Below are 17,642 nucleotides of genomic sequence, written 5' to 3'. Positions count from 1 at the left end.
TTAATCCTCCTAGTACTCCACTTTCCCCATATAGCGACGAACATCTAAATCATGATTGCGTACATCTGCTAAAGCTGAACGATATTCTGAAAGAATACTGTAGAATAAAATGGGATTGAAGAATTCAGAAACTTCATCTGATATCATATCCAATCCTAGTTCCTTTGCATCAACGATTTCTACTCTTTCTGCATATTTATCAAGGAATCGTTTTGCCCGTTCATCTAAAGCACGAGTGCGTCCAATGCTCATCAAGAGAATAAAATTCGTATCTTTGTCTGTTACTTCAAAAGGTCCATGGAAGAATTCTCCAGAATGAACAGAAGTTGAATCAAGCCATTGCATTTCCATCAAAGAGCAAATTGAAAAACCATAAGCATGTCCATATGATGGTCCACTACCTAAGATATAAAACATTGTTTCATCTTTGTACTTATCAGCAAACACTTTAATACGATCCTGCACCTGCTTAATGCCATTTTCAATTACGGTATCGATAACCTTCATGCCTTCTCTGAATTTACCGTAATGTTCAAATGTTTCGGTAACATTGACCAAAGATACAGTTAAATCAAGAATGATGGCCATAGGATTATTGACTATTTTTGCATCATCTCCCCATTCGTAAAGGAAACTATGATCAGAAACCTTTAATAAATCCGCAGTTTTATTATGAGTCAGACCAACAGTCACAGCTCCTCTAGCTTGAGCGACTTCTCCTGCTTTTACCGTTTCTGCTGTATTTCCTCCATGAGAACATAGAATGACAACAGATTTATCATCTAATTGCTTTGGGGTTACATGGTTAAATTCGTTCGCTGTATATAAGCCTGTAATACACTTCGATGCTTCGGCTTTAAGAAAATAATCTGAGACATACATATCTACCAGCGAACCGCCACAAGCCACCAAATAAATTCCAGAAATCTCTCCATCATTTTTTTCTACAATTGCGTTAACCGTTTTTGCTACATCCATCAACATTTCCTCCTTAAAATTTTAAAAATGTTAATTTTATCCAAAATAAAAGTAACTGATTAAATGTAAAGATATCACATAACGTCATATAACGTCATGTGACATAATTGCATTGTATCCGCTTTCTTTGTGTTTGTCAATAGGAAAAATTTATTTCTCTAAAAAATATAAATAATCTGCAGTGAAACTTGAGTACATATACTAATTTCGAAAAATGCCTATGATTTAAATAATTATGGTGCTGGGATGAAGGTTTATAAGTTTGTCTTGATTTGTTTAGAAGAAATCGTTTTTGCACACAGTTGAATTAGGAAACTACTGGAGTGGAAAATAAAGTGATTTGACGGGTAGATGGGTGCACTTAAATTTGAAAATGGCTTAAAATGCTTTATTTTGAATTGCAGAATTTCTTTTAGTACGCAATTTATGGTCTTAAAACTGATTAAAAAGTGATACATTGATTTTAATACAATTTATGATACAAAAAATGACCTCCTTTCTTAAATAAAAGAGGTCATTTTGTTTTGTCTCATAATCGATTGTTTTTGATACAGTAGTTATATTCAGAAAAAATAAAGACTCTTCTGAGTTTATAATCCTTTGGATTATATACGGATACAGATGTAGACATAAAACAAGCTCAATTTTCAAAAATGGCATTACTCACCTTTTTGGTGAATTATTTGTATAAAAAAAATATAGAAAAGACACCCTGAAATCCTTTAGAATTAATTTGGCTACCAATTCATAGGAGGATTCAAGATGTCTCATACTCAGCTTATCAAAGATACCCTAAATATTCTAGACCTAAATATCTATTTCGAGGAAAATTGTTTAACTAAAGAAAAATACAAAGGGCAAATTTGCTTGATTTACAAAGGAACTCTTCTGTACAAGCCAGAAGAGTGTTCCCATTGTCTTTGTGTCGTCCCCTCTAGGATCATTCGTTGGGGGACGACAACCGTTCGGTTGTTACTGAATGATGTGTCTGAGTATCGCACTTATCTGGAGCTGAAGAAACAACGATTTAAATGTAAGTCTTGCCAAAGAACATTCGTAGCGGATACCTCTGTTGCTGAAAAACACTGTTTCATTAGTCAAAAAGTTCGTTGGTCTGTCATTGCTCGCTTAAAAGAGAATACTTCCATGACGGAAATCGCTCGTCAGAAAAATATTTCCACTTCTTCGGTCTATCGTGTCATGAAGCGATTCTACCGCCCATTGAATCCTTTCAAACAGACTTTGCCAAAGGTCTTATGCTTTGATGAATTCAAATCGGTTCGAAGTGTTGCCAGTGCAATGAGTTTTATCATGATGGACGGACAAAGCCATGCATTATTGGATATTGTCGAAAATCGACGCTTGCCTTATTTAGAACGCTATTTTTCTCGGTTTTCATTAGCGACTCGTGAAGCCGTTCAATTGATTGTTATTGATATGTATGCGCCTTATGTTTCGTTGGTGAAAAAGCTTTTCCCGAATGCTCAGTTGATCATCGATCGTTTCCACATCGTCCAACATATTGGCAGAACTTTCTTGAATCATCGAGTGAAAGAAACCACGGTACGACTTAAAGGAAATTCCCACTCTCAACGAGGGTTAGGGAAAAAATTGAAGCGCTATTGGAAACTCCTACAAAAAGAAGAAGCAAAGTTAAACTATGAAAAACGGGTTTGGCGTGCCAGTTTTAAAGATTATTTGACTGAAAGTGAGATTGCCGATCGACTGTTAGCTGCTTGTCCCAACTTACGCCAAGGCTATCAGTTATACCAAGACATTCTTTATGCGGTAAAGAAAAGAGATCAGTCACTATTTGAGGATTGTTTAACTAGAGACATTAGCGGTCTGCCAGAAACCTATACAACCACTTTACGAACGTTTAAAAAGTTTCTGCCACAGATCCAAAATGCGCTTCACTACAGCTATTCAAACGGACCATTGGAATGCTTAAACAACCACATCAAAGTATTAAAACGCAATGCGTACGGCTTTCGCAACTTTTACAATTTCAAACTACGAATTATGATTCGTCATAGCAAAACATTTTTAACGTAAGCGCCCCATAGAACAGTACCTTACTAACAAATGCACCTCAAGATATACTTGAGCTATCAAGAAGTCTGGAGGTCTTCTATGTATAAATTAAATGAGATTGTTCCTGTCCAATTAGGAAACGAAAAGAGTGCACCAGAAAAAGGTAAACCCGCGGCTGCCAAGTTAGCGATGCGCATCAAAAGAGAGAATGGTTCTGAAGTTTTGATCTATAACGGTATTAACAATTATATTCTTCAAGCTATTTTGAAAGAACTGTTGTCCAATGCTTTATGATTTACTTCAAACCAAACATATTTATATTGTGTGCGGAAAAACAGATTTGCGAAAAGGAATTGATGGTCTTGCCAGTCTTATTCAACAAGAGTATCAACTCGAGCTTTACGAAGATGCCGTTTTTTTATTTTGCGGGAACCGTCAAGACCGTTTCAAACTTCTCTATTGGGACGGTGATGGTTTTCTTCTCTGTTATAAGCGGATAGAAAACGGCAAGTTAAAATGGCCTCGGACGAAAGACGAAGTTCGAACCTTAACGAACCAACAGGTTCGATGGTTGTTAGAAGGATTAAGTATCGATCAACCTCGAGCTATTTTGCCAGGAAAAAAAGGAGTTTTTTAAGCTGGGGGGTTAACACAAAAAATGTGTTGAACCCCTATTTCTTGTGCGTTTCTTGTGGTATTCTGTAACAAAATCAGTTCGATTCAAGGTGGTGAAAAATTTTGGAAACTACAGATACGTTGCTTCAGTTGCTTCAAGAAGCCCATAAAACCAATCAAGCACAACAACAAACCATTCAGAATCTTACAACTGAAATCCAACTATTGAATGAAAAGGTCAATTATTTAACCAACAAATTATTTGGACGCTCTAAAGAGACTCTCTTTGAGGAAACGAATGGGCAATTGAATCTTTTTAGTGATGAAGAAATTTCTGTAAGTGTTCCAGAAGCAGCTGCCACCATTATTCCAGTAAAAGGACATCAACGAGTTGTAGGAACGAAAGCAGACAAAATCAAACACTTACCTATAACAGAGAAAGAACATCTCCTTCCTTTGGAAGAACAATTTTGTGAACATTGCGGTTCACAGATGAAAGATATCGGACGGACAAAAGTACGAGAAGAAATTCGTTTCCATCAGGCTATGTTGGATTGTCTCACCCATTATCAACATACCTATTGTTGTAAAAGCTGCGAAAAAGAAGGACTTTCTTCTTTTAAAAAAGCGATCGTTCCTAAACCTTTGATTTCTAATAGCTTAGGTTCCAATAGTTTAGTGGCGGAAACGATCCGGATGAAATTTGGTCAGAAAGTTCCTGCCTATCGGCAAGAGAACTATTGGAAACAAACACATGGGTTGGATATTTCGAGAGATAATATCACCAATTGGCATATTAAAGCAGTGCAAAACGCGTTAGACCCTTTAGGAGAACGATTAAGAGTCTATCTTAATCAAGAAGAGATTCTACACGGGGATGAAACAAGTTATCGTGTGATTGAAAGTGCCAAAACAGATACCTATTACTGGCAGTTTTGTACAGGAAAAGACAGTCAGCATCCCATCGTTTATTATCACCACGACGAAAGTCGTGCTGGAGATGTTCCGAAAACTTTTCTCAAGGAGTTTACAGGGTATTTACACTGTGACGGCTATAGCGGGTATAATGCCGTGGAAAGTGTACGACTTGTCTATTGTTTCGCGCATGTTCGGCGGAAATTTTTCGAAGCAATTCCAAAAGGAAAGAAAAACACGGATATTCCCGCAGCTCAAGCAGTCAAACAATTGGATAAATGGTTTGTCCTAGAAAAGAAATGGAAAGACTTTTCTCCTGAGAAGCGATTAAGCTGTCGGCAACAAGAACTGCGTCCATTATTTATTGCTTTTTATGAGTGGATGGCAACGATAGATCCTGTTGCAAAATCCAAGTTGGATGCAGCCGTTCAATATGCGTGTAAACTACGAAGTGGTTTTGAACCTATTTTTGAAGATGGTCGTTTAGAACTCACAAATAATCGTGCGGAGCGAAATATCAAAGAGCTGGTGATAGGACGGAAAAATTGGTTGCATTCCACAAGTCTTGAAGGAGCACGAACTTCAGGAATCATTCTGAGTGTATATAAAACAGCAGAACTTAACGGATTGAATCCTGTAAAGTATCTAGAGTTTCTATTTGATAAGATACCAAATCTTCCCGTACTTTCAGCAGAAACTTTAGATCAACTGTTGCCTTGGAACAAGGATGTACAACAACATTTTTCTCGTAACTAAAAACGCCAAACATTCCCGATTCTATTCTATAGGTCGGGTTATTTGACGTACAGGTACTGTTCTATGGGGCGCTTACTTTTCTTCTTCAAGACCAAATAAAAAAGGCTCTATAATTTCTAGGACTGATAGAAAATCATTCTATCGGTCCCTTTTGAGCATGAAAAAACAAAACATACAGAAGCTCCGTTAGAATTGAATCACCACAACACAATCAAAGGAGCGTTCTGTATGCCTGATCTTCATCATATCAAACTACTACTTGGAATCAAAGATAAAAACATTTTCATCACAAATGTGGAATCGAAGAGCATTAAGAATATCAAGAGTCTTGTTGTTTCTGCGACGTTAAGTAAAGAAATTCGTCGCTGTCCTTTGTGTAAACAGATGAATCATGAAGGCATGATCGTTAAGAACGGAAAGAAAAAATCGCTCATTCAACTTAATAAATGTGCGAACCAACTGACTTATCTTGCTTTAGCGAAACAACGCTACCACTGTCGTGGCTGCCACACCTATTTTACGGCGAATACCTACATTGTCGATAGAAACTGCTTTATCGCTAAACAAGTGCGCTATAAAATTTTAGAAGAGCTAACTGAAAAACAAGCAATGACGACAATTGCTAAGCATTGCGGCGTTTCTTGGTCGACCGTTTCTCGGACACTCGCTTCTCTGATCCCCATGACAAAAGTAAAAAGAAATTGGTTACCGCGTTGTTTATTAATGGATGAATTTCGTTCACTGAAAAATCAAGTCGGTCCCTACTCCTTTTCTTGTATGGATGGCGATACTGGAAAATTACTGGATATTCTTCCTTCACGGAAGAAAAAGGCTCTCGTTTCTTATTTTATGCAATTTGAACGACGCGCACGATTGAAGGTAAAGGTCATCGTGACGGACATGAATGTTTCTTATGCCTCTCTGATAAAGGAATGTTTTCCAAAGGCAAAACTCGTTGTGGATCGTTTTCACATTGTCAAACATCTCATTCGTAAATTTGAGGATATTCGCGTACGAATCATGAAAAGCTTTGATCGAAACGATCCAACACAAGCCAAATATTATCGACAATTAAAGGCGTTGTCTCGGCTTCTGATCAAACGACAGGACAAGCTTGTTTATGACAAATGGACCAAATGGCGCAATTTTGGTTGGGCGTATCTCACCGAAAGTGAAGTGGTGGATCGTCTGCTTTCGATCTCTGACGAATTACGAATCGCCTATTTTTACTATCAAGAAATTCTTCAAGCGTTTCACGACAAAGAGGCGGACACTTTCTTTAAACTTGTAAGAACGATGCCCAATTCCGTTCCAAAAGAACTGCATTCTATAAAAAAAGCTTTTATAAACTATGAATCCGGCATTCGTTTAGCCCTCGAATTGCCTTATTCAAATGCCAAAATAGAAAATCTGCATACCCACATCAAAGCATTGAAACGAGTCGCTTATGGCTTTCGAAGCTTTCGGAAAATGAAGACCAGAATTTTCTTACTAAATAATCTGATTACCTATGAATCAAAAAACATCTAAAGTAGAAAAGGAATTCTACCTTAGATGTTCTTATCTCACTCTATCAGTCCTATTTGACAAAGAGCCATAAAAAAAGCAGAAACCAACCGATAGTATCGGGTAGTTTCTACCTGTGGTATTATGCAAAATTCAAAAGATTATACATTGACTTTCGAAACTCTACTTCGTTCCAAAAACGGTTATCTTTTATATATTGTACTTCTATGTCCAATTGAGAATATCTGGATTTCAATTTCAGAATCACAAATATTAGCCAATATTCGATAGTTTCCAATTCGATAGCGCCATTCCCCACTCTTATTTCCAGTCAAACCTTTTCCGTGCTGACGCGGGTCAGTCGTGTTTTCTAAATTCTTTCTGATCCAGGCGACAATTATTTTAGCTTGGTTTCTGTCCATTTTTTTTAATTGCTTCTGGGCTTGCGGCATGTAGATGACTTTATAATTCATTTAGCAGTTTCTCCATTTCCTCTTGAGAAATACCACTCTCTTTTTTCTCTTTGGAAACTTCAATTGCACTCCGTAAAGTCCGTAGATCGATTTCATCTTCGATTTTATCCAGTACAGCATTTCGATAAAGTTCGGTCAATGAAGAATTGTGTGCTTTTGCATATTCTAATACCAGTTCTTTTTCATCGTCGGGAATCCTAAATGTAATGGTTGATTGAGACATGATTCTACCTCCGTTCATCATTTGTACTAACATTGTACTAAATAAAATCCTTTTTGTCAATACAACGTTAGTACAAACAAGATTTGCATCATATCCATTATTCAAATTCTTTGAGATAGCACGGTATCGCAAAATCTCTGACTGATCGTTTTAAGAAGCTGGTCATTTTGAAGCGATTTTCTCCAATTTTCAGGGATCACTTCACCCCCGTAAAGAATACCCGCAAGAGCACCAGTTACGGCAGCAGTAGTATCAGTATCCCCTCCTAAATTGACCGCAGTCAATATGGCTGCTTGATAACTATTCGTATTTTGGTTCTGTTGCAAAATATTCTAGCAATCCCTAGGATCATTCACATGACCTTAGGGATTGCGAACAAAATAAAAAACTTAAAAAGCCAATCCCATTATCACTGCCGAAGCATTTTCGTAAAAGGTGTTACCAGCACCTTTTACTACACCTGAATTATAGCAAGTTTTTTTGGTTAGTCAAAATAGCTAGCACAGATATATAGCCTTATTTCCATTAATTCACTAACCTTTTTCTAAAACAATTTGTTCCAGTTCTTGTAGACTTTCAATTTGTATGTCTGCTTCACTCTGATCGATTTGCATTGGTTGTTTTAGTGCCGCCGTATAGATATTTGCTGCCTTTGCTGATTTAATACCAATCGTTGAATCCTCTACTGCAATAAAGAAGTCACAGTCTAATTGCTGTTTCGCTTTTAAATATATTTCGGGATGTGGTTTGCTTTGTTTTAATGACTCACCACTTATAACAAAGGAAAAATATTCAGTAAGTTCACATTGAATGAGCATACTCTCTATCTCGACAGCTGGAGAAGAAGATGCCAGTGCCAATGGTATATCCCGCTTCTTGAGGAAGTCAAGTAACGGTTTCACTTCTTTTCGTAAAGCTTTAGCGAAATCAATTGGATGCGTTTTTCGATAATCTACATATTTCGGATAAAGTTCCTCTCTTAATGATTTGTCCTCAGGAACTAATGTTTCCCATATTGCAGCTTCTGTTTTCCCCACATAATCATCAATCTGGTTTGATCCTGGATCTATCTCCAGTTCTTGAAAGAAGTTCATTCTTCTCTCAAAATAAAATGTCTCGCTATCTATGAGTACCCCATCCATATCAAAAATTACTCCCATTGTCATTCGAATTCACTCCTATCCTTGAACAATATCGCTCAATAATCGCAACTCTAAATCTGGTATTTCAATTGTGTATTCCCTTTCAATCTCAAAAAAAGCGCTATGAATTTTATCCATTATTTCTCCATTTGCTTGCATATATTCTTCAATGTCCTCTTGCTCATCCACACTTTCTTTACGTACAATTCGTTCAATCATACAACTACAGTGAAGGTACAACAAAAACAGCTGATTATTAGAAAAATCAAAATTTAATAACTTCGATAATTCTTTAATTGCTTTTTGTACAAAAGATAGCACCTTATCTGGATCCAAAATGGTTAAATTTTCGACAATTTTACTAATTGAAAAATTGAAAATTAATTCTTTTTGTAAATCGTTCACTTCAATAGTCAGCTCTTTTTCCAAGTAATGAACAAATTCGCCAATGCTTCCCCCATTAATCAGGCGATCTAATCCAATATATGGAATCTGATTAATTTTGGGATCTTCTGTACCTACAATCATGATGACATCGTATAATTGAAAAGGAGTCTCAAAATTCTTGTTTTCTAACAGCTTTTTGTAATCATACGGAATAATTACTAATTCTCTAACTGCATCTTTCAAGCATTTCGTTAAAATCTCCTGAATCTGGGTCGCACTACCAATCCCTGTATAACAACAAGTAATGATGGCTTTCTTTTTCTTTTTCTTGGGAAGTAGTAACTGCTTTTTGAAAGTAAGACTTGTTTCAATTTCTGCTCCTATTTCGGTGATACTTTTATTGTTTAATACTTGTTGGCCGACTTCCAATAATAACGGTGTATTGATATGATCAATGATTAACAGTGGTCCATTTAGATGATTCACTAATAAACCGCCTAGTTGGTTTAGTGAACCCATATCTACCAATAAAATCAAGCCTGAATCTGTTCGATAATCTCCAAGGAATTGAATCAATTTTGCTTCAATTTTCTCTAATGTAATATCTAAAGGCATATCATAAGCTTGAAAAACGTTCTTATTCAGCATACGGTTGGCAACATTCGCCATACTACTAGCTGTAGAATAACCATGAGCTAGCACAATACTCTTAATACCTGTTTTAACATTCGTGACATTCAAACTATAAAAATATAGCGTAATAAAGAAAATGTCCTCTTCATACACAGGTTGATCTAAACACTCAGATAAAAGGCTTAAGATTTTTTTTGCATACCAATAAGGGGTTTCAAGAACATTAGCAAAAAATTCGTTAAGCTGATCTTTGGTTTTCTTTTCTTGAAGACTATTTTCAAAAATCACTTGATTATCCTTGACATATAGATAGTTGGCCAAAGCGACTACCCGGTTACCATCTTGTTCAAACCCGTAGCTTTCTCGCATAAAATCAATACTTTGACGAATATGATAGTTTAGAATGGCGTATAAAGACTGCTCTTTTTCGTAATCCTCTTGAAAAATAAGCGTATCCATTACTTGTGTTACCTTGGTAACCATTTCTTCTAAAAATAGTTTAATATCCTTGTTATTTTCAATCACTTCAGAGAATCCAGTAAGTAATTGGTCAAAAAATTGAACAAAAAGCTGATTGTTTCTTTCTAGTTGCACTTGTCGTGTTTCTTCTGGATAGTAGATTCGATCTGCTCTTTTCTTTCTGGGTTTATTTAGTTGCTCCTTGAATTTATAACTGTACTCTAAAGGCATATCCAATAATTTAACTTGAATTGTTTGCTGACTCTTCTGGTGGATATATGCGTTTCCGCAAGCATACTTGATAATATTTTTAATATTCCCCACGTTACCTTCAAAATCACTATTCATTAAGAAATGAATCAATGCATCAGAAACAGATAGTTCCTTAGCTAAAATTTGGCTCTCAGAAACAAAAAATTCATCAATCAATGACAGACGTTCAAACGACGGACGTTGTTGAAATCTAGGTAGATTAACAATAACTGGCAATCTCCTAAGAAAAGTTGGTAAGAAAGTCGTATATATATTTTCTGTTGTTGCAAAGACTAATCGAACATCGGCTTTTTTCCGAATACTATTATCCCCCATAGGAGAGAATTCACCCGTATCCATAAATGTAAATAATTTCTCTTGCCCTTCTTCAGATAAGCGATGCACTTCATCTAAAAACAATACTCCTCCATCGGCTTTTTCTAGCAAACCAGTATGCTCCTGGCTTGCTCCGGTAAATGCTCCTTTCGTGTAGCCAAATAAAGCAGAGGATAGTAACTCTGGATTGCTCACATATTGTGCACAATTATAATCTATGAAAGGTGCCGATGTGTGAATGACCTTTTCTTCTACTGCATATTCATATATTTTATTCGCTAGAAAGGTTTTCCCTGATCCACTAGCGCCGATCAATAATAAAGGCAACCCTTTTCCAGGATATAAGACTGCCGTTTTAATTTGATCAATTGCTTCTTTCAAACTTCCTTTAGAGCCAATTACTTGATCTAATGCGGGTTTTTGAGAAATTGTTAACAAGCTTTCAATTGATTCTATTTCGGAGTTATTCAGTGTGATATGTAGTTCTTCAAGAGCTGTTCTATGTAAAAATAAAACCGGGTAACTTTTTACTTTTATGAAAAGCCCTTCACGAACACCTTCATTTAAGTAGCTACTGATTGTACTTCTATTCAACTGTAGAGCTTGCGAAATACTGCGAGCTGAATAATTATCTGAAGGCGTAGATTTCAAAAGCAATGTTAGTTGATAAAGATAGTCATTTAATCGCTGCATCTTGCCACCTGCTTTCACAATATGTACTAGTTATTTTACCATATGTACTAGTTATTTTACCATATGTATAAAATCACATTGAAGAAAACAAGGTGGCTTAATTTCTCAAGCCACCTTATTTAGTTTGATCTATTTTTTAATAAGTTAGTTTCCACATATAACGTCTCTTAGTTAATGGATGTTCTCTTGCTTCTGACAATTCTTCTGCATAAACTCTAAATACTGCAGTAATCACGAATGGGTTAAAGTAGTCTAAGACTTCTTTAGCAATATGTGAAGACAAGCCATAATCCAAGGCATCTACAACTTCTGTTTTCGTATCAAAGCGTTCAAGGAAAGTTAATGCTCGAGCATCTATATTTCTAGTTTTTCCATCATTCATTAATAATATAAACGGTACGTCTTTATCCACAATTTCGAATGGTCCGTGGAAAAATTCTCCTGAATGGAAGGTACCAGAATTAATCCATTGCATTTCCATCATCAAGCAAATTGATGTTGAGTATGCTACTTCATGTGTAGCACCACTACTCATTACATAAATAACTTTTTCATCTTTAAAGCGTTCAGCAAATTTCTTCGCATCTTTACGAGCTGATTCTGCACTTTTTTGGGCAAGATCATAGATAGTAGCAAATCCTTCTTGCATTGCTTCATAATGGTCATAACCTTCTACTTGATGTAAAAGTTCTACTGCCAATTCTAAACAGTAGCCTGTTTTTTCTAATTTAGCAGCATAGTTCTCTGCAAATCGATGATAAATTACATAATCTGCATCTTTTGTTAACGGTGAGTCAATGCTTCGTGTTAGACTAATAACTGTAGCACCTTTTTCTTTAGCTACTGCGTTAGCTTCAACTGTTTCTGGAGTCGTACCTCCTAAAGAAGCTGAAATAACGACAGTTGACTCATCTACAGATGCTGGTGTTGCATAGTTAAATTCGCTGGCTGTGTAATGACTAATCCGTAACTGCTTCGCATTTTGGTCTAGAAAATACTTTGCAGGATAAAGGTCCGCTTTTGAAGCGCCACAGCCAACAAATACGATTGATTTTACCTCTTTTTTCGCTACGATTTCTTTAACAATTTCTTTTGAATTCATCAATTGAATTCCTCCTTATTTATATTATTCAACCAAATTTATTGGTTATTCCCTTATTGTAAGATACCTAACAAACTAAAAATAATTCCTCCGACTAAACAGATTGCCAACATCCATCCTGTTTTGACCTTTTTCTGCAATAACCAGTACATGAAGAAGGTTAATCCTAATGGTAAAAATTGTGGCATAATACTATCTAATACATCTTGTAAGACAAAAGCTTTACCCATTTGAATTGGTGTTGTAATCCCGATCATGCTGGCAATCATCGAACCAATGACCATCAACCCCACAATGGAGCAAACATACATTACTTTATCCATCAAACCTTCTTGATACAGTTTAGACAAGTATTTATTCCCCATGTTATAGCCAATTTTCCCACCATAGTAAGTAACTAAAAAGGAAGGTACAAAGGAAATTAACATTGCTAGAATTGGACCTAAAATACTACCTTGTTGGGCTAAATTAATTCCTAGTCCAAAGGCTAATACCCGAATCGTTCCTTGAAAGAAAGAATCACCAACACCAGATAGCGGTCCCATCAGAGAAGTCTTCACTGCACTGATTGATTCCGGATTAAAGTTTTCTTGGTCTTCGTAGTATTGCTCCTCCATAGAAGCAGTTAACCCTAACACAAATGCACTTGTTTGAGGGGTACAGTTGTAGTACATCATATGCCGCTCGTAAGCTTCTTTCTTCATTGCTTCATCTTCTGGATTCTTGTAAATGTTATCTAGAATTGGTGCAATTCCGTACATAAAACCCATGTTCATTTGTCGTTCATAGTTCCATGAGGCTTGAATTGCCCATGAACGCCATAAGAACTGCCGATATTTCCATGCATTTTGATCTTTCTCTTTCACTTAATCTACCTCCTTATAAGTCATCTAATGGATCTGGCTCATTTTGGTTACCATTTGAGTTTTTACCTTGAACTTGAACCATGACAAACGCAACAATACATGCGAAGGCTGCAATACCAATGATTCCCAATCCAGAATAAGCAGTAATTAAAAATCCAAGTAATAAAAATGGCACCATTTTTTTCGTTAACATCGTTTGTAATAACAACGCAAACCCATATGCTGGTAAAATTTTACTTGCAACCGTTAAGCCATTTGTTAGCCACTCAGGAATCGCATCAACAATCTGAGAAACAAGATTCGTTCCAAAATAAATTGCTAGAAAAATAGGAATAAAATACATGAGAGCATATAATCCCGAGCCATAAAGTATATGAATTCTCCTTGCTTGGCTAAATTTTCCTTGTTCGATAAAGCGATCCGCAACGTGAGTCAAATTTGACAAAATCGTCCGCATTAAGATACCTAGTATTTGACCTAACACTGAAATTGGAATGGCAATCGTTAATGCTGCTTCTGCATTCGCATTTGATAAAATGGCAAAGGCTGTAGCAATAATTGATGCCATATTCATATCAGGTGGTGAAGCAGCTCCGATATTTACTAATCCTAAGGACATCAATTCCAAAGAGGCTCCAACAATTAATCCTTTTTCCATGTCTCCAAGTACCAAACCAACAAGCGTACTGACAATCAACGGTCGTTCAAAATTCATTCTTCCTAAAAGCCTTGAGTCTAAAATACAAAAAACACCGATTAACCCTAAACCAATTGACTGAACGAGCATTTTCATTCCTCCTTTATAACATTGTATTCAAATCTTCTTTTTTAGAAGTTGGTACCTGTTGAATAAATTGTTTAATGCCAAGAGCTTTTAATTTTTTGGCATCTTCTTGCTCAGATTCATTCAAGAAAATGGCATTACTAAATTGCTTGGAACCTTCTTTTTTGATTATCCCTCCATAGTTGATTTCTTGTACTTTAGGATAGGCTTCACAAAATTGACGAATTTCTTTTGTATTACCAAAAATAAGCATGATATTTTCGTTAAGTGTTTCGATTTTAGGCATTTTTTCTAGTAACTGTTCAACTGAAAAAATTGTTAATTTAATGCCAGTCGGTTTAGATAAATTCAAAGACATTTTTTTGAATTCATCATTCGCTGCCTCTTTATTGGCAATAATAATACGATTGATATTTAATGATTTACTCCAAGAAAATACTACCTGTCCGTGCAACAAACGATGGTCAATACGTACTAACTTAATCATAGGTCATCTCCTCCAGTAAGTTGTTCTACTAATAATTTTCTACAATCAATCACTGATTGTTGACTCTCTTTAATAAGCTTTTCTAGCTCACTTTCCCCAATTTTTCCATTATAGGTTGCAATAGAAATAACTAAAGGTAAGTTCATTCCAGTAATTAATTGCAATCCCTCATACTCTTTAATAATAGTGAGCATATCATTATTCACACTACCACCTAGAATATCAGTTAAAATGTAGGTTTCTTCTATATCTATTGTGGCTAAAAGTTTTTTTATTTGTACCAAAATAGATTCATCTTCATCTCTAAATGCTGACAAGGCATGAATTGGTACACTATCTCCAATAATCATTGTCGCTGTTTGCTTTAATCCTTGAGCAAATTCCCCATGGCTGGCAAGAATTATAGTTGCCATTTTCATTCCTCCTATCCTTACGCTTTTCTATAAGCAAGATGCGTGCCAATTTTAGGAAACGCTGTTAATTAAAGGTTTTTCTATATCATGCCAACACTTTTCTTTCCCTAAATTATAGTGTTGATGAAAGTGTGGGTATTTAAAGGTGTCTAATTAAATGATCACTGTAATTGGAATTTAGCTTTGCCCCAATCCCCCGCCACATCCTAAGAAATTTTCTTCCACATACGAAATAAAGCGTAAAAAGCGTCCATTAATATTTTTTTCGGTAATTACAACAAAAAATAGAACTTAATGTGCTACAATATATGAATACGCGTTCATGTGAAAGGAGATGTTATAGTGGAAATCAAGGTTTTATTTGAAAACTCAAGAATAAATTTGAACTTTAAAAGTGGACATGGGTTATCTCTCTTAATTAACTACTCAGGGAAGAAATATCTCTTCGATGCTGGCGCTAATAAAAAATTAGTCTATAATGCGACTAAAATGGGGGAAACTTTGAATGATCTGGAGGCAGTGATTATTTCACACGGTCATTCTGACCACACCGGCGGGTTAAGATATTTAAAATCAGGAAACGCCCCTATTTATACAGCTGAAGGTGTAACTTTACCCCATTATTTAAAGATTTTAACCACGTTTCTGTATGTTGGTATTCCTAAAAATGAAATCCTTAAAATGCATGAGAATTTACATACAATAAAAACGAAAACAGAACTTGCTCCGAGCTTCCATATCATCCCCCTAGGCAAAGCAAACTCGACCACCAAGAATTTATACAAAAAGATGGATGATAAATTTGTTTATGATGATTTTTCAGATGAATTATTGGTCGTAATTGAGCAAGAAGACGGTCTGATTGTCTTTACTGGCTGTAGTCATCATGGCATTATCGATATGATGGAAATTGCTCTTGAAACATTTCCGACTAAACCCATAAAATACCTAATTGGTGGCTTCCATATGATTGGCATACCTTATATAAATAATTTAGGTCTACCTGAGCAAGAGGTAATGAAAATTGGAAATAAATTGAATGACTCACGAGTAGAAAAAATCCTTACTTGCCACTGCACAGGTTCAAAAGCCTTCAACATATTAAAAACACAGTTAGGAAACAAGCTAGAAGCTATTAAAACTGGACAGCACTTAGAGATAAGTTAAAAGAGAAACTGATAGGACTGTCGAGAGGACAAAAGCTATATGAAATACCCCCTCTAATGTTTGCTGGCGATAACACAAAAGGCAGACCTTCTGTGAATAGGGCTACCTTTTTGTGTTTTTTCACTAACTTTCAATATCTTGGTCATTCAAGGAAAATCACCTATATTTCTGTGTGGGTTTACTTCCTTATTAAATCGAGTCATCTATTTCGTTTATTCACTTTTTCAAGTGGACATTCATTAAGCTGTTTATGGCAGAATAAAAGTACATACAAGTGCAACGAAAAACTACACAACTCCGCAAATCGATTAAGTTAAGATAAAAAGCCATTGCGGGCAACCTGAAACTCCTCTAAAGTTATAGTCTCGACACTGTAACTGGAGGTAAGAAAGGTATGCTCACAATGACCGATATTAATACTATCAGAAATTTACGAAATAATCATGATAAATCCATTAATCATATTGCAAAGGAGCTAGATGTAAATTGGCGCACGGCTAAAAAATATGCAGATGATGATTTGCTGCCGCAACCTAAAGCACGCAAAAAGACTGGTATGATGTATACAGAAAAGTGGGGAGGCATCGTTTCCCTATGGCTTTCAGAAGATGCTAAGCTGCCAAATAAAAAGCGTAGGACTGCTGAAGCAATGACTACTGCTTTAAAAGCCGATGGCTTTCCAGGATCCTACCGAACAGTCTGTGTATTCATTCAAGATTGGAAAGCGACACACTACTTGGAAACACTGGAAGACCAAGGCTTTGAGCGTCTTGAACACCCGCCAGCAGAAGCGCAACTTGATTTTGGTACGATGGAAGTTTGTCACGATGGAGCGTTTAAAGATGTGAAGGTATTAGTGATGACTTTCCCTTTTAGTAATGCAGGATTCGCCGTTGTACTCCCCGCCGAGAATCAAGAATGTTTGTTGGAAGGCATGAAAGAACTCTTCAGCCAATCAGGTGGCGTTCCTCGGAAAATACGGATTGATAATATGTCAACGGCCGTTACTTAGACAAAAACAAAGACTGAACAAGCGGTGCTGACTGACGGTTTCCTCCGATTTTCTATGCACTATGGTTTTGAGACACAGGTGTGCAATCCACGTAGCGGAAACGAGAAAGGTAGTATGGAAAACAAAGTCGGCTATGTACGGTACAACTTCTTTTCATCTACACCGATTATGAAGGATTTCGCCAGTTTCAACGAGGCATTAGCGGTGGAGCTGTCACACGATCGAGAGCGAATCCATTACGAAAAACATGTCATTATCAATGATCTATGGAACACAGAAAAAACAGATTTGCTAGCTTTGCCGGACACCGATTACCCAGTATTTAAAGAAATCGAAGTCAAAGCCAATAAGTACAACGAAATTAAACAAAACAAAATAACAAATTTATCGTAGTTCAATATACTTGATA

General features: G+C 36.2%; 17 protein-coding genes and 1 pseudogene. 7 read left to right on the top strand and 11 right to left on the bottom strand.

The window, feature by feature from the left end:
• Window positions 1-9: 9 nt before the first annotated feature.
• Window positions 10-978, bottom strand: coding sequence for an SIS domain-containing protein (locus tag ACIFUW_RS14250; RefSeq protein ID WP_002336724.1), 969 nt, complete (start codon window positions 976-978; stop codon window positions 10-12).
• A 762-nt stretch (window positions 979-1,740) separates the two neighbouring features.
• Between ACIFUW_RS14250 and ACIFUW_RS14245 the strand changes: the two genes are divergently transcribed.
• From ACIFUW_RS14245 to ACIFUW_RS14225, 5 genes are all read left to right on the top strand, one after another.
• Window positions 1,741-3,033, top strand: coding sequence for an ISL3 family transposase (locus tag ACIFUW_RS14245; protein ID WP_010729749.1), 1,293 nt, complete (start codon window positions 1,741-1,743; stop codon window positions 3,031-3,033).
• A 78-nt stretch (window positions 3,034-3,111) separates the two neighbouring features.
• A complete protein-coding gene (locus ACIFUW_RS14240) occupies window positions 3,112-3,306 on the top strand; it encodes a hypothetical protein (protein ID WP_002285758.1) in 195 nt (64 codons plus the stop codon).
• The gene (gene tnpB / locus ACIFUW_RS14235) at window positions 3,296-3,649 is read left to right on the top strand and encodes an IS66 family insertion sequence element accessory protein TnpB (RefSeq protein WP_002287659.1); all 354 of its coding nucleotides are present in this window, start codon (window positions 3,296-3,298) and stop codon (window positions 3,647-3,649) included. The genes ACIFUW_RS14240 and tnpB overlap by 11 nt, the downstream gene beginning before the upstream one ends.
• 101 nt (window positions 3,650-3,750) lie before the next feature.
• On the top strand, window positions 3,751-5,298 hold the full coding sequence (tnpC, locus tag ACIFUW_RS14230; protein ID WP_002296127.1) for an IS66 family transposase: 1,548 nt from the start codon (window positions 3,751-3,753) through the stop codon (window positions 5,296-5,298).
• Window positions 5,299-5,526: 228 nt separating this feature from the next.
• Window positions 5,527-6,828 (top strand): ISL3 family transposase, encoded by a 1,302-nt coding sequence (locus ACIFUW_RS14225; protein ID WP_002302440.1) that lies wholly within the window; start codon window positions 5,527-5,529, stop codon window positions 6,826-6,828.
• Window positions 6,829-7,007: 179 nt separating this feature from the next.
• On the opposite strand, the gene ACIFUW_RS14220 is transcribed toward ACIFUW_RS14225, so the two are convergent.
• The 10 genes from ACIFUW_RS14220 to ACIFUW_RS14175 all read right to left on the bottom strand — a co-directional run bounded on the left by ACIFUW_RS14220 (window position 7,008) and on the right by ACIFUW_RS14175 (window position 15,054).
• Window positions 7,008-7,277 carry a type II toxin-antitoxin system RelE family toxin gene (locus ACIFUW_RS14220; protein WP_002389879.1) on the bottom strand — a complete coding sequence of 90 codons (270 nt, stop codon included), beginning with the start codon at window positions 7,275-7,277 and terminating at the stop codon, window positions 7,008-7,010.
• Complete coding sequence (gene relB / locus ACIFUW_RS14215) at window positions 7,267-7,500, bottom strand: type II toxin-antitoxin system RelB family antitoxin (RefSeq protein WP_002389877.1); 234 nt, start codon at window positions 7,498-7,500, stop codon at window positions 7,267-7,269. The genes ACIFUW_RS14220 and relB overlap by 11 nt, the downstream gene beginning before the upstream one ends.
• A 101-nt stretch (window positions 7,501-7,601) precedes the next feature.
• On the bottom strand, window positions 7,602-7,826 hold the full coding sequence (locus ACIFUW_RS14210; RefSeq protein WP_016922343.1) for an ADP-ribosylglycohydrolase family protein: 225 nt from the start codon (window positions 7,824-7,826) through the stop codon (window positions 7,602-7,604).
• A gap of 207 nt (window positions 7,827-8,033) precedes the next feature.
• Window positions 8,034-8,666, bottom strand: a complete 633-nt coding sequence (locus tag ACIFUW_RS14205; RefSeq protein ID WP_010729807.1) for an HAD family hydrolase — start codon at window positions 8,664-8,666, stop codon at window positions 8,034-8,036.
• A 12-nt stretch (window positions 8,667-8,678) separates the two neighbouring features.
• On the bottom strand, window positions 8,679-11,402 hold the full coding sequence (locus ACIFUW_RS14200; RefSeq protein ID WP_010729806.1) for a sigma 54-interacting transcriptional regulator: 2,724 nt from the start codon (window positions 11,400-11,402) through the stop codon (window positions 8,679-8,681).
• Window positions 11,403-11,538: 136 nt separating this feature from the next.
• Window positions 11,539-12,504: an SIS domain-containing protein gene (locus tag ACIFUW_RS14195; protein ID WP_002322451.1), complete on the bottom strand. Its 966-nt coding sequence runs from the start codon at window positions 12,502-12,504 to the stop codon at window positions 11,539-11,541.
• A 53-nt stretch (window positions 12,505-12,557) separates the two neighbouring features.
• Window positions 12,558-13,370 (bottom strand): PTS system mannose/fructose/sorbose family transporter subunit IID, encoded by an 813-nt coding sequence (locus tag ACIFUW_RS14190; RefSeq protein ID WP_002298371.1) that lies wholly within the window; start codon window positions 13,368-13,370, stop codon window positions 12,558-12,560.
• Between the two features lie 13 nt (window positions 13,371-13,383).
• Window positions 13,384-14,157: a PTS mannose/fructose/sorbose/N-acetylgalactosamine transporter subunit IIC gene (locus ACIFUW_RS14185; RefSeq protein WP_010729805.1), complete on the bottom strand. Its 774-nt coding sequence runs from the start codon at window positions 14,155-14,157 to the stop codon at window positions 13,384-13,386.
• A gap of 13 nt (window positions 14,158-14,170) precedes the next feature.
• Window positions 14,171-14,641 carry a PTS sugar transporter subunit IIB gene (locus tag ACIFUW_RS14180; protein ID WP_002298375.1) on the bottom strand — a complete coding sequence of 157 codons (471 nt, stop codon included), beginning with the start codon at window positions 14,639-14,641 and terminating at the stop codon, window positions 14,171-14,173.
• Complete coding sequence (locus tag ACIFUW_RS14175; protein WP_002298377.1) at window positions 14,638-15,054, bottom strand: PTS sugar transporter subunit IIA; 417 nt, start codon at window positions 15,052-15,054, stop codon at window positions 14,638-14,640. The genes ACIFUW_RS14180 and ACIFUW_RS14175 overlap by 4 nt, the downstream gene beginning before the upstream one ends.
• A gap of 342 nt (window positions 15,055-15,396) precedes the next feature.
• Between ACIFUW_RS14175 and ACIFUW_RS14170 the strand changes: the two genes are divergently transcribed.
• Entirely contained in the window at window positions 15,397-16,221 is an 825-nt protein-coding gene (locus ACIFUW_RS14170) for an MBL fold metallo-hydrolase (protein ID WP_002298379.1), read from the top strand.
• A 394-nt stretch (window positions 16,222-16,615) separates the two neighbouring features.
• Window positions 16,616-17,608, top strand: a pseudogene (gene istA / locus ACIFUW_RS14165) (IS21 family transposase); the annotation flags it as partial.
• Between the last annotated feature and the right edge of the window lie 34 nt (window positions 17,609-17,642).

It is taken from the genome of Enterococcus sp. PLH-Efm8 (assembly GCF_053011625.1).
This window is presented reverse-complemented; position numbering and strand designations above follow the sequence as displayed.